The organism is Plantibacter cousiniae (nom. nud.) (genome assembly GCF_977070315.1).
Genome location: NZ_CDRVEU010000012.1, coordinates 67,690 through 80,656 on the forward strand (window position 1 = coordinate 67,690; position 12,967 = coordinate 80,656).

General features: G+C 60.1%; 14 protein-coding genes. 13 read left to right on the top strand and 1 reads right to left on the bottom strand.

Annotated features, from left to right (window positions below; genetic code table 11):
* Window positions 1-291 precede the first annotated feature (291 nt).
* Complete coding sequence (locus ACW55A_RS21325; protein ID WP_248672632.1) at window positions 292-759, bottom strand: hypothetical protein; 468 nt, start codon at window positions 757-759, stop codon at window positions 292-294.
* Window positions 760-886: 127 nt separating this feature from the next.
* On the opposite strand from ACW55A_RS21325, the gene ACW55A_RS21330 reads away from it, so the two are divergent.
* The 13 genes from ACW55A_RS21330 to ACW55A_RS21390 all read left to right on the top strand — a co-directional run bounded on the left by ACW55A_RS21330 (window position 887) and on the right by ACW55A_RS21390 (window position 12,938).
* Window positions 887-1,516: a DUF1780 domain-containing protein gene (locus ACW55A_RS21330; protein ID WP_455809698.1), complete on the top strand. Its 630-nt coding sequence runs from the start codon at window positions 887-889 to the stop codon at window positions 1,514-1,516.
* Window positions 1,513-2,046, top strand: coding sequence for an MOSC domain-containing protein (locus tag ACW55A_RS21335; protein WP_455809697.1), 534 nt, complete (start codon window positions 1,513-1,515; stop codon window positions 2,044-2,046). The genes ACW55A_RS21330 and ACW55A_RS21335 overlap by 4 nt, the downstream gene beginning before the upstream one ends.
* Window positions 1,982-2,167, top strand: coding sequence for a DUF3094 family protein (locus tag ACW55A_RS21340; RefSeq protein ID WP_498811581.1), 186 nt, complete (start codon window positions 1,982-1,984; stop codon window positions 2,165-2,167). Before ACW55A_RS21335 ends, ACW55A_RS21340 begins: the two co-directional genes overlap by 65 nt.
* A gap of 95 nt (window positions 2,168-2,262) precedes the next feature.
* Window positions 2,263-3,561, top strand: coding sequence for an NAD(P)/FAD-dependent oxidoreductase (locus ACW55A_RS21345; protein WP_003430739.1), 1,299 nt, complete (start codon window positions 2,263-2,265; stop codon window positions 3,559-3,561).
* 647 nt (window positions 3,562-4,208) lie between these two features.
* The gene (locus ACW55A_RS21350; RefSeq protein ID WP_455809695.1) at window positions 4,209-5,426 is read left to right on the top strand and encodes a methyl-accepting chemotaxis protein; all 1,218 of its coding nucleotides are present in this window, start codon (window positions 4,209-4,211) and stop codon (window positions 5,424-5,426) included.
* A gap of 9 nt (window positions 5,427-5,435) precedes the next feature.
* On the top strand, window positions 5,436-5,804 hold the full coding sequence (locus ACW55A_RS21355; RefSeq protein WP_002553206.1) for a response regulator: 369 nt from the start codon (window positions 5,436-5,438) through the stop codon (window positions 5,802-5,804).
* A gap of 23 nt (window positions 5,805-5,827) precedes the next feature.
* Window positions 5,828-6,118 (top strand): STAS domain-containing protein, encoded by a 291-nt coding sequence (locus ACW55A_RS21360; protein ID WP_003403294.1) that lies wholly within the window; start codon window positions 5,828-5,830, stop codon window positions 6,116-6,118.
* A 46-nt stretch (window positions 6,119-6,164) separates the two neighbouring features.
* The gene (locus ACW55A_RS21365; protein ID WP_498811582.1) at window positions 6,165-8,288 is read left to right on the top strand and encodes a chemotaxis protein CheA; all 2,124 of its coding nucleotides are present in this window, start codon (window positions 6,165-6,167) and stop codon (window positions 8,286-8,288) included.
* Window positions 8,289-8,318: 30 nt separating this feature from the next.
* Complete coding sequence (locus tag ACW55A_RS21370; protein ID WP_054082221.1) at window positions 8,319-9,974, top strand: methyl-accepting chemotaxis protein; 1,656 nt, start codon at window positions 8,319-8,321, stop codon at window positions 9,972-9,974.
* A gap of 36 nt (window positions 9,975-10,010) precedes the next feature.
* Window positions 10,011-10,550: a chemotaxis protein CheW gene (locus ACW55A_RS21375; RefSeq protein WP_455809693.1), complete on the top strand. Its 540-nt coding sequence runs from the start codon at window positions 10,011-10,013 to the stop codon at window positions 10,548-10,550.
* Window positions 10,551-10,559: 9 nt separating this feature from the next.
* Window positions 10,560-11,369, top strand: a complete 810-nt coding sequence (locus ACW55A_RS21380) for a CheR family methyltransferase (RefSeq protein ID WP_003371237.1) — start codon at window positions 10,560-10,562, stop codon at window positions 11,367-11,369.
* Entirely contained in the window at window positions 11,366-11,899 is a 534-nt protein-coding gene (cheD, locus tag ACW55A_RS21385; protein ID WP_058396828.1) for a chemoreceptor glutamine deamidase CheD, read from the top strand. The genes ACW55A_RS21380 and cheD overlap by 4 nt, the downstream gene beginning before the upstream one ends.
* Window positions 11,862-12,938, top strand: coding sequence for a protein-glutamate methylesterase/protein-glutamine glutaminase (locus ACW55A_RS21390; RefSeq protein ID WP_003430751.1), 1,077 nt, complete (start codon window positions 11,862-11,864; stop codon window positions 12,936-12,938). Before cheD ends, ACW55A_RS21390 begins: the two co-directional genes overlap by 38 nt.
* The last annotated feature ends 29 nt before the right edge of the window (window positions 12,939-12,967 follow it).

The following is a 12,967-nucleotide window of genomic DNA, read 5'->3' on the forward strand; positions in this document are numbered from 1 at the left end:
TTACGGTCCGTGTGAGAAGAAGTACCGAGTACCATTTGACTGGCTTTTCATGCCTTCGGCACAGGACAGAAAAGCTTTAGGCGACCGAATGGAAATCTAACATGCGCTATACATACGGCAAAAAAACTGAAAACTGCACAGTGTATTTTCATAACCGTCGCCTTGAGTGTTGAGCAAGCGCCCTATGAATGCTCGACCCCAGATCAGGCAGGCTTATCTAACCCATGCTCTGACACCGACCTGAATCTGCCCCAACGCAGAACATGTATAAATAACTGCGCAAGCACGCAGTCAAAATTGAGGCTTCTCCAACGCAGCCCTCAACGCATCAGCACTGCCAAACTGTTGCTGGCTGACCAACTGCCCGTCGCGCAACTGTAACCACAGCACTTTATCGTCATCGCCTGCGTACTGCGGCACGATGCGCGCGTCTCGATCGAGCATTACGCGGTAGCTGTAATCGCGCATTTTGGGGATGGCGAACATCTTGGCGATGATGGTTGGCATTTTCTGGATGTCAGCGACAAACACCGTGTGGCGTGATTCCAGAAAGCCTTTTGGCTTGTCCTGAAGGGCAGCGTTGACTAGTTTCGCGGCGTCCATGCTGCGTGCGACCAGCAGGGTTTGTGTCTGGTTGTTCAGGGTGTAGGGCTGGTCGTATTGATCGAGCAGTGTCCAGGAAGACAAGCGCTCGCCGACTTGCAGGGCGTTGGCGGTGAGGGGCAGCAAGGCCAGCAGCAGAATGGGCAGAAGCTTCACAGGTCGATCCTCGATAAAAACGGCGCCTGCGGGCATTTTTTCGCAAGCGATCAAAAAATGAATTGCCAGTCTACACCCCTGCATTCACTCTTCCAGTCATGGCAACTTGAACGCTAAGCTTGGCCCTATGGATGACTCAGACTACCTACGCCTGTTGACGATCCAGGCCGAACAAGCCAACGCCTTTCTTTCCAATGCGCGGAAGTGGGAGCGTGAGCGTTGGGTTTGTCAGCGCCTGTTGCAGGGGCTGAACATTGCGCATCGCAATGAGGACTTCACGCCTGCCAGTCAGGAGCCGCCGGATGTGCTGTTTCGTGACGGGCGCTTCGAGGTGTTTTTCGTGCTGGATGAGGGGCGGCGTCTCAATGACGAGTGGCGCGAGGAGCTGGCGCGACGACGAAGCGCGTTCTCGTTGAGCCAACTGGTACGTCGGGAGGTCAAGCCCAAGCGGATTCCGGCCTCTGAATTGCTGCACCGACTCGCCCCTACCCTGCGCAAGAAATCCACCAATTATCGCGAACGCGGCATTGACCTGGGCGGGCTGGATATCATCGCCTTCGCCAGCCTCAAACGCGAGGTGCTGGACCTCAACAGTCACTTTCCACCACCGACCGAATACCTGCGTCAGGGCTGGCGCTCGTTGTCGCTGGTGGGGCCGACCTTCGCTCGGGTATTGTTCGCGCATCCCGGCGCTCCGGATTTTCTGCGTACCAATCTGGGGCGCAGTGTCGTTTTCGATGTTGGAATCAGTTTATGAGCCCCTTGCAGGAACTGCTGGCCGATGTGCCTCAACAAGGTCGCGTGCGCTGGATAGGCGTGCGTCCGCAATCGCGGGTCGAGATGATCGAGCTCGATGCCGTGGAAGCGCGTCGCGAAGCGGGTCTGACCGGCGATCACTCGCGGCCCGGCCCGCGCAATGCGCGGCAGGTGACGTTGATCCAGTGGGAACATCTGGCGGTGGTTGGCTCGTTGCTGAACCGCGTGGCGGATAACCCCATCGTGCCGCAGGATTTGCGGCGCAATCTGGTGATCAGTGGCATCAACCTGTTCAACCTGAAGAATCGACGCTTCCGGATCGGTCAGGCGATTTTCGAAACCACCGGCTGGTGTCAGCCGTGTGCGCGACTTGAGCAGCGCCTTGGTCACGGGACGTTCCAGGCGGTGCGTGGGCATGGCGGAATCACTGCGCGAGTGTTACAAAGCGGCATCATCCGCCTGGACGATGTGTTGCAAGTCGAGCCGCTGGAAATCACTGATCCCTGGCCCCCTGCCCGTCAGCACGCTTGAGACAACGCATAAATTGAGCAGCCACCTGAACCCGGAACCGCAAAGGTGTGTCGAAGAGTACCTTCAGGCACACCGGCATCCAGTCGAGCGCAGGCCGCTCCTGACCCGGACAGTGTGGTGATGAACCCTTTATTGAGCCTTCTGACGCTATGAGCTGCCTTGCGCTCGCGAAGAACGAGCTCCCCCCGAATTCCTTAAACCTTCCGAGTAATCCTTATGACGCATCGTATTGTTATCGTTGGCGGAGGCGCTGGCGGTCTGGAGCTGGCTACCAGTCTTGGCAAGACCCTGGGCAAGAAAGGCACGGCCAGTGTCACGCTGGTTGATGCCAACCTGACGCATATCTGGAAACCGCTGTTGCACGAAGTGGCTGCCGGTTCGCTCAACTCGTATGAGGACGAGCTGAACTACGTAGCTCAGGCCAAGTGGAACAACTTTCAGTTTCAACTCGGGCGCATGACCGGTCTGGACCGCGCCAGCCGCCAGATTCATCTGGCCGAGACGCTGGATGAAAACGGCGCAGAACTGGTTCCGGCACGCAGCCTGGGTTACGACTCGCTGGTCATCGCCGTGGGCAGCACCACCAACGACTTCGGCACCAAGGGCGCGGCAGAACACTGCCTGTTTCTCGACAGCCGCAAACAGGCCGAGCGCTTTCACCAGCAACTGCTCAACCACTACCTGCGCGCCCACGCCGGCCAGGCCGACAGCGCACAGGAAATCACCGTGGCCATCGTGGGTGCCGGTGCAACCGGTGTCGAGCTGGCGGCAGAACTGCACAACGCGGCGCATGAGCTGGCGGCTTACGGGCTGGGCCAGATCAAGCCGGAAAACCTGCGCATCACGGTGATCGAAGCCGGTCCACGGGTGTTGCCCGCGCTGCCTGAGCGCATCGGCGCGCCGGTGCACAAGACGCTGGAAAAACTCGGCGTGACGGTGCTGACCAATGCAGCAGTCAGTGAAGTGACGGCTGATGGTTTGATCACTGCTACCGGGCAGGTCATTCCGGCGAGCTTGAAGGTCTGGGCGGCAGGTATCCGTGCCCCGGCCTTCCTGCAGGAACTGGATGGCCTGGAAAGCAACCGGATCAATCAGTTGCAAGTGCTGCCGACGCTGCAAACCACCCGTGACGAAAATATCTTCGCCTTCGGTGACTGCGCGGCCTGCCCGCAAAAAGGCACCGACCGCAACGTCCCGCCGCGTGCTCAGGCAGCTCACCAGCAGGCGTCCTTGCTGGTCAAATCGCTGCGCCTGCGGATCGAAGGCAAGACGTTGCCGGAATACACTTACAAGGACTACGGCTCGCTGATCTCGCTGTCGAGCTTCTCGGCGGTCGGCAATCTGATGGGTAACCTGATGGGCAGCGTGATGCTTGAAGGCTGGCTGGCGCGCATGTTCTATGTATCGCTGTACCGCATGCACCAGATGGCGCTGTACGGCACCTTCCGTACCTTGATGCTGATGCTGGGCAGCAAGATCGGCAAAGGCACCGAGCCGCGGATGAAGCTGCACTAAGGTACGCAAGACGAGAGGCGTACGGGAGAACACCGCCGTGCCCGTACTTCGCGTAGGCATGCCGTTCTGGACGCTCTGCGTTCGCTCTTGACTGTGCGGCGCAGCGTAGAACTTGCGACGCAGAGCGTCGTGAACTGCATTCCCACGCTGGAGCGTGCGGAACGATCACCGCAACTATCGTGCGGCGCTCTGCGTCGCATGCCATTCCGGACGTTCCGCGTCCTGTTGCGACGCAGAGCGTCGTGAAACGCATTCCCACGCTGGAGCGTGAGGAACGATCACCCCTCTATCGTGCGGCGCTCTGCGTCGCATGCCATTCCAGACGCTCCGCGTCCTCTTGCGACGCAGAGCGTCGTGAACTGCATTCCCACGCTGGAGCGTGAGGAACGATCACCCCTCTATCGTGCGGCGCTCTGCGTCGCATGCCGTTCTGGACGCTCTGCGTCCTCTCCTAAGTGAATCCGGCTGCTCTGCCAACGCGTTTGCTGCGCCGACTTGCGGTGCCCCGAATACCCGCTACCTTTAACGGATCGGGTTGTGCGCCAAGCAATCGGACGGAAGGCTCTCGTACTGTTATCAAGTTTGTCTGCGGCGCGCAGATAACCATTGAGTCGTGTACAACGCTGCACTGTTCAGGGATCGAACCCATGATGTCGAATCAATTCAGTAGCACTCCTGCGCAACGTCATCCGCGTTTCATCTGGTTCTCACTCATTCCCGTCGTCCCCGCCATTGCCTGGATTCTCTCTCAGTTCGGCATGGGTACCGCCAATCTGGTGGCTTGCGCTGCATTGCTGGTGATCGGTTTCGGCGCTTGTGCCTGGTCTGCCCGCTCACAGCAGAACGAAGTGCGCCACGCAGTGGCTCAGGCGCTGGACCATCATCAGGCACATAGCGCTCAAAGCAGCGCCATGGCCTCCAGCGCCCAATTCAATGAAATCCTCCTTGGTGCCATGCCGATCTGGGCCAAGCAGGTCGAGAGCTCGCGCCAGCAGACCGAAACCGCCATCGTCGAGCTGAGCACGCGTTTCATGGGCATTTCCGAGCGCCTGCAGGAAACCGTGCAGGCGTCGCAGCACGCTGCCGGTGAACTGGACGGTCAGAACGCCGACGGTGCTTTGAAAGTGTTGTCGCAGAGCGACAGCGAACTAAGCCGGGTAATCGACTCGCTCAAATCCACCCAGGCCAGCCGCGACCAGACGCTCTCCCAGGTCCGCAGCCTCACCGCCTACACCGGCGAATTGCGCACCATGGCCGCCGACGTTGCAGCGATTGCCGCACAGACCAACCTGCTGGCCCTCAACGCGGCCATCGAGGCGGCGCGTGCCGGTGAAGCGGGCCGTGGCTTTGCCGTGGTGGCCGACGCGGTGCGCAGCCTGTCGAGCAAGTCCAGCGAAACCGGTCAGCAGATGTCCGCCAAGGTCGACATCATCAACAACGCCATCACCCAGCTGGTGCAGGCTGCATCGAGCGGCGCCGATCAGGACAGCCATTCGGTGGCCGCTTCCGAGCAAAGCATTCAGAACGTACTGGAGCGCTTCCAGAGCATCACCGGTCGCCTGGCCGAGTCCGCTGACCTGCTCAAGCAGGAGAGCTACGGGATTCGCGACGAAATGACCGAGGTCCTGGTGAACCTGCAGTTTCAGGACAGGGTCAGCCAGATTCTCGCCCACGTACGCGACAACATCGACTCGTTGCACGCGCACATTCTGCAGGCTAGCCAATCCCCTGATGAGGCGGTCGCCATCGACGCCCGGCAATGGCTGGCGCGCATGGAGTCCACCTACGCGACCGACGAGCAGCGTCGCACTCACCGAGGTGAATCGGCAGCACAGCAGGATTCGCAGGAAATCACGTTTTTCTAGGAGTAAATCATGGCTAAGAGTGTATTGGTGGTCGACGATTCAAGCAGCGTCCGGCAAGTCGTCGGTATCGCGCTGAAGAGTGCCGGATATGACGTTATCGAAGCCTGTGACGGGAAGGATGCACTGGGCAAGCTCACCGGGCAGAAAGTGCACCTGATCATCAGCGACGTGAACATGCCAAACATGGACGGCATCACTTTCGTCAAGGAAGTGAAGAAGTTGGCCAGCTACAAGTTCACGCCCATCATCATGCTGACCACCGAATCCCAGGAATCGAAAAAGGCCGAAGGTCAGGCCGCAGGCGCCAAGGCGTGGGTCGTCAAACCGTTTCAGCCGGCACAAATGCTCGCAGCGGTTTCCAAGCTGATCCTGCCCTGAGACTCAGGCCCCTGGAGGCCAGCATGCCCACGCCAGACGAGAGCGCCAACGACACTGCACGCGTGCAGATAGATGGTGAGTTGACGATCTACACCGTGACCGAATTGGCCGCCAGGCTATTGCCACAGATCGGCGCTGCTGCACGCCTGGAGGTTGACCTTTCACAGGTCACCGAGATGGACGGCGCCGGTCTGCAACTGCTGGCTGTGATTCAGCGCGAAGCCGGCAAGACCGGGACTTCGCTGCACCTGACCGGGCAAAGCAAAGCGGTCAGCGAAACCTTCGAGTTATGTAATCCGGGTGTAGTGCTGTAGCGCGTCCATTTGCAGTACGGCCCAGTGATCGATCAAGGAAGTCATCGTGAGTATTAATCTCGATCAGGCACAGCAGACGTTTATCGTTGAAGCGCGTGAGCTTTTGCAGGCGATGGAGGAATCCCTCCTGCAACTCGAAAGCGAGCCCGGCGACCAGGACGCGATCGGCGCGGTTTTCCGCGCAGCGCACACCATCAAAGGCTCGGCCGGACTGTTCGGGCTGACGCCTATCGTCAGTTTTACTCACATCGTCGAAGACGTGCTGGATCGTCTGCGTGAAGGCAGCGTTTCGGTAAGCGCCGAGCTGATCGCCGTGCTGCTCAAATCCGGCGATCACATGCTTGAGTTGATCGACGTGGTTGCCAGCCGTGGCGAGCAGTTGCAGCCGCCTGCCCTGGAGCGTGAGGTGGCGTTGCGTCAGGCATTGCAGGTCTTCCAGGCACCGGCCAGCGCCGGGGCCGCTGACAGCACTAGTGCGTCGGTCGTCAGTGATGATGAACAGTCAGCTGAAGTGCTCTGGCATATCTCGCTGCGCTTTGGCGTGGATGTTTTTCGCAACGGCATGGACCCGCTGTCGTTCCTGCGCTACCTCAATACCCTGGGGCAGATGGTCCAGGTCACGACGGTAACCGACAGTATTCCAGCAGTTGAGGCGTGGGACCCGGAATCCTGCCACCTGGGTTTCGAGATCGATTTCCGCTCTGCTGCCGGGCACGCCGCGATCAACGAAGTCTTCGATTTCGTGCGTGAAGACTGCGCAGTGGAAATCACCCCGGTGAATGAGACGCCAGACCACCTTGAGCCTACCGGCACCGAACTGGTCTCGCAGCCCGAACACAGCCCTCTGGTGGCCAGCGGCGAACTGCTGGGCGATCAGCGCGCAGTGCCTCGTACGCCCGCAACGGCAACGGCAACGGCAACGGCAACCGCTGTAGAGCGCCCTTCTTCGGCCAGCGAGCAGAAAAACAAGGATGGCCGCTATGTGCGGGTCAACGCCGACAAGCTCGACGAGTTGATCAATCTGGTCGGCGAGCTGGTCATTGCCAGCGCTGGTGCCAGCCTGCTGGCCAAGTCGTGCGACAACGACCCGCTTCAGGAAGCCAGTTCCACCGTATCGGGGCTGGTCGAGCAGATTCTGGATGGCGCGCTGCACCTGCGCATGATCCCCATCGGCGACACCTTCAATCGCTTCCGCCGTGTGGTGCGCGATGTCAGCCAGGAACTGGGCAAGGACATTGACCTGATCATCAATGGTGCGGAGACCGAACTGGACAAGACCGTCGTCGAAAAGATCGGCGACCCGCTCATGCACCTGCTGCGCAATTCCATGGACCACGGCATCGAGAGCGCCGAAGCACGTCGCGCAGCAGGCAAACCGGCCAAAGGTCATTTGAGCCTCAACGCGTACCACGACTCGGGCAGCATCGTCATTGAAATCGCCGACGACGGGGCCGGACTCAACCGCGAGCGCATCCTCGACAAGGCCCAGCAACGCGGACTGGTGGCGGCCGGCGCAAGCCTCACCGATCAGGAAATCTACAACCTGATTTTCGAACCCGGTTTTTCCACTGCCGAGGCCGTCACCAACCTTTCGGGGCGCGGTGTCGGCATGGACGTGGTCAAGCGCAACATCACCTTGCTGCGCGGCACGGTGGATCTGGACAGTCAGCCCGGTCAGGGCACCATCGTGCGCATCCGCCTGCCGCTGACGCTGGCGATCATCAACGGTTTTCTGGTCGGTATCGATCAGTCGACGTACGTAATCCCGCTGGACATGGTGCAGGAATGCATCGAGCTGGACGAACACAACCGGCAGTTGACCCGCGACAGCGGCTACCTGGACCTGCGTGGCGAAGTGCTGCCGCTGGTCTACCTGCGTGACCACTTCAATCATGAAGGCCCGGCCGCCAGGCGCCAGAACGTGGTGGTGGTGCGTTACGCCGAGCACAAGGCCGGTCTGGTGGTCGATGACCTGCTTGGCGAGTTCCAAACCGTTATCAAACCTCTGGGCAAGCTGTTCGGCGCGCTGCGCGGCATCAGCGGCTCGACGATTCTGGGCAGCGGCGCCGTGGCGTTGATTCTCGACATACCCGCCCTGCTCAACCAGATCGTACAAATGGAGGCCCGCTCGACCCAGGCGCCTCAATCCCTGTTGCCCACTTCTCGCTGACGGATTCGCAATTCCCAAGGAGTTACTTCAATGAAATGGTTCTACGATCTGAAGATTTCCACCAAGCTGATTACCTCGTTTCTGGTGGTTCTGGCGTTGACCGCGGCCATGGGAGTCTTTGCCATCATCCAGCTCGGCCAGGTCAACCAGGCCGCTCAGGACATCAAGGAAAACTGGATGCCGTCCATGCGCGCGGCTTCGGGCATGCGCTTCTTCGCCGCCAACTATCGCTTGAAGGAAAACCGCCATATTGCAGCCGACACCGCCCAGGAAAAGGCGCAGATGGAGCTTGAAGCAGCGGACTCTCGCAAACAGTTCGAAACCCGCCTGGCCACCTATGACAAGCTGGTGGTCAGTGACGAAGATCGCCAACTGTTCAATGGCGTTACCTCGACATGGGCTGCGTACCTCAAGAGCAGCAACGAGTTGTTCGACATGTCCCGTCAGGGCCTCGAAGCCCAGGCACGAGCGCTGCTGAAGGGCGAGTCCAAAACGCATTTCGACGAAGTGACCAGTCAGTTGCAAAAAATGGTCGAGCTCAACGACGCCGGGGCGACTGCTGCTGGTGACAAAGGCACCACGCTGTACGAAAACGCACGCATCTCGATCGTCGTCGTGCTGGTTGCAGCCTTGTTGATCGGTCTCGGCCTGGCGCTGTTCATCGCCCGGATCATCTCCCGCCCGCTGAAAGAGGCTGCAACGGCCGCCGAGCAGCTGGCAGAGGGCAACCTCAACGCCCACATCGGCCACGGTTCCAAGGACGAGACCGGCATGGTGCTCAACGCCATGCGCAACATGGTCGGCAAGCTGTCGCACATCATCGGCGAAGTGCGTAATGCCGCCGACAACCTGGCCAGTGCCTCGGAAGAAGTCAGCGCCACCGCTCAGTCGATGAGCCAGGCCACCAGCGAGCAGGCCGCCAGCGTCGAAGAGACCAGCGCGTCGGTCGAGCAGATGAGCGCCAGCATCAACCAGAACACCGAGAACGCCAAAGTCACCGATGGCATGGCCAGCAAGGCCGCCAAGGAGGCCACCGATGGCGGCGAATCGGTGCAGCAGACCGTTGTGGCGATGAAGAAAATCGCCCAGCGCATCAGCATCATCGACGACATCGCTTACCAAACCAACCTGCTCGCCCTCAACGCCGCCATCGAAGCCGCGCGTGCCGGCGAACATGGCAAAGGGTTCGCGGTTGTGGCAGCCGAGGTGCGCAAGCTGGCCGAACGCAGTCAGGTGGCCGCGCAGGAAATCGGCGAGTTGTCGTCGAGCAGCGTGGACATGGCCGAGAAGGCCGGCAAGTTGCTGGACGAGATGGTGCCCTCGATCAACAAGACCTCCGATCTTGTGCAGGAAATCAGTGCTGCGTCGGAAGAGCAGGCAGCCGGTGTGGCGCAGATCAACACTGCCATGACCCAGCTCAACCAGGTCACCCAGCAAAACGCATCGAGCAGCGAAGAACTGGCGGCCACAGCTGAAGAAATGAGCAGCCAGGCCGAACAACTGCAACAGGCCATGAGTTTCTTCACCCTCGACGCATCGCCAAGGGCCGTCGCGCAGAACGCTACTTTCGACAGCCGCAACAGCCCGAACCGTCAGCCTCCGCGCCCTCCACAGCAGGCTCCGCGCAAGGCATTTGCGCAAAGCATGGCGGGCGCCCCGGACGAATCGGAATTTACCCGTTTCTGATTGCCGGCTTCGATAGAGACTCCAGGGGAGAACGACATGGGCTCATTGGCCACGACTCGGCAGACCGCAGCGACGGTCGAAGAAGAGGCGCAGTACCTGACTTTCATGCTCGGTGGCGAGATGTTCGCCATCGGCATTCTGGGCATCAAGGAAATCATCGAGTACGGCAGCCTGACGGTGGTGCCGATGATGCCCGCCTTCGTGCGCGGGGTGATCAATCTGCGCGGCGCGGTGGTGCCGGTGGTCGATCTGTCGGCGCGCTTCGGGCGGCAGAACTCGGATATCACCCGGCGTTCGTGCGTGATCATCATCGAGGCCAACAGCGAGGACGGCCAGCCGCAGGACATCGGTCTGCTGGTCGACAATGTCTCGGCGGTACTGGAGATTCCGGCGTCGCAGATCGAGCCGCCGCCGAACTTCGGTGCGCGAATTCGCGCCGACTTCATCAGCGGCATGGCCAAGGTCGACGGCAAGTTCGTGATCGTTCTTGAGGTCGACCGCGTGTTGTCCATCGATGAAATGTCCAGCCTTGCCGAGGCAAGCCAGTCGCTGCCGCCCGACGTCGATGCGACGTGAGGTCTGCACATGCCTGATACAGCGTCGCTCACCGATCGCGAATTCGGCCAGTTCCAGAACTGGCTGTACAACGCTGCGGGCATCAAACTGACGCTGGCCAAGAAAGCGCTGGTCGCCGGCCGCCTGTTCAAGCGTCTCAAGCATTACGAGCTGGACAACTATGGCGAGTATTTCAAGCTGATCATGAACGATCAGCGCAACGGCGAGCTGCAAGTAGCGCTGGACCTGCTGACCACCAACGAAACGTATTTCTTCCGCGAACCCAAGCACTTCGATTTTCTGCGTCAGCAGGTGCTGCCCAAGGTCACGCACGGCAAAATGTTCCGTATCTGGAGCGCTGCCAGTTCGTCTGGCGAAGAGCCCTACAGCCTGGCCATGACCCTGGCCGAACAACTGGGCACAACCCCTTGGGAAGTGGTCGGTTCGGACATCAGCACCCGCGTGCTGAGCAAGGCGCGCAGCGGTCACTACCCCATGGAACGCACCGAGACGTTACCGCAACCTTTGCTGTTCAAATACTGTCTGAAAGGCATAGGTCGCCAGGAAGGGACCTTCCTGATCGACAAGTCGTTGCGCAGCCGGGTCAGTTTCGTGCAGGTCAATCTCAATGACACCCTGCCGGATCTGGGCGAGTTCGACGTAATCTTCCTGCGCAACGTGATGATTTATTTCGATCAGGAAACCAAAAGCAAAGTGGTGGCGCGGTTGATCCCGCGTCTCAAGCCAGGAGGCTATTTCATCATCAGCCACTCAGAAAGCCTGAACGGTGTAAATGACATGTTGAAAATGGTCTCCCCTTCGATTTACCGCAAACCATGAACACGCCTGTCGGTGTAGCCGAAATAGTGCTGGGGCCTGGCGAAGTGGTCTTTCAGACCCGGCCGACTCGCCTGCGCACGTTGCTGGGTTCATGCGTGGCGATTACCTTCTGGCACCCGTGGCGGCATATTGGCGGCATGTGCCACTTCATGTTGCCCGGGCGCATACGCAGGCATCAGCCACTGGACGGCAGGTACGCTGACGAAGCGATGGAAATACTCATTCGCCATGCACTGGCCAATGGCACCCTGCCGGAGGAATATCAGGTCAAACTGTTTGGCGGCGGCGAAATGTTTCCAGCTCATCGCCATGACCCGCACATGCAGAACGTCGCTGACAGCAACGTTCATGCGGCGCTTGCGCTGGCCGAACAGCACCGCTTGAAGCTGATGGCTCAGGATCTGGGCAGCACCGGCCATCGCAGCATCATCTTCGACCTGTGGGACGGAAACGTATGGGTCAGGCACCAACCAATGGAAGCAATGGAAAAAGATGCCAAACAAAAAAATCAGCGTACTGCTGGTCGATGATTCGGCCGTGGTACGCCAGGTGCTGGTGGCCATTCTCAACGACACCCCCGATATTCACGTGATGGGTGCGGCGTCAGACCCGATATTTGCCATGAGCAAGCTCGCTCAGGAATGGCCGGACGTCATTGTGCTGGACGTGGAAATGCCGCGCATGGACGGCATCACCTTTCTCAAGAAGATCATGAGCGAGCGGCCGACACCGGTGGTGATCTGCTCGTCGCTGACCCAGAAAGGCGCGGAAACCTCATTGCAGGCGCTGTCTGCCGGTGCGGTGGAAATCATCACCAAGCCCACCACCGGCCTGAAGAACTTCCTCATCGATTCGGCTGCCGAGCTGGTTGCAGCAGTACGCGCAGCAGCCAACTCCAACGTCAGGAACCTCGGCAAGCGCACCGCCGCCCCGGTGCTGACCCCGGCCAGCAAACTGACCGCCGATGCCATTTTGCCGGCTGCCAGCGGCCATGCCATGGCGCAGACCACTGAACGCATCGTCGCCATCGGCACCTCGACAGGCGGTACACAGGCACTTGAAGCGGTTCTGACGGCCCTGCCCCGCGTCTGTCCCGGCATGGTCATCGTCCAGCACATGCCGGAAAAATTCACCGCATCGTTCGCCGAACGCCTGAACAGCCTGAGTCAGATCGAGGTGCGCGAGGCCAGAAACAACGACCGCATCCTGCCCGGCCTCGCGTTGATCGCCCCCGGCGGCAAACACATGATGGTCACGCGCAGCGGCGCCTACTACCACGTCCAGGTCATCGACGGCCCGCTGGTCAACCGCCATCGTCCTTCGGTGGACGTGCTGTTCCGTTCGGTGGCCAAATTCGCCGGCAAGAACGCCACCGGCATCATCATGACCGGCATGGGCGACGACGGCGCACGCGGGCTCAAGGAAATGCTTGATGCCGGCAGCGCGACAGTGGCTCAGGACGAAGCCAGCTGCGTGGTATTCGGCATGCCCAAGGAAGCGATCAAACTGAACGCGGCGCAGCGGATCATCCCGTTGCAGGAGATTCATCAGGTGATCCTGCACCGGTGAACCCGAAGCTGTCGCCGTGCAACCAGCGT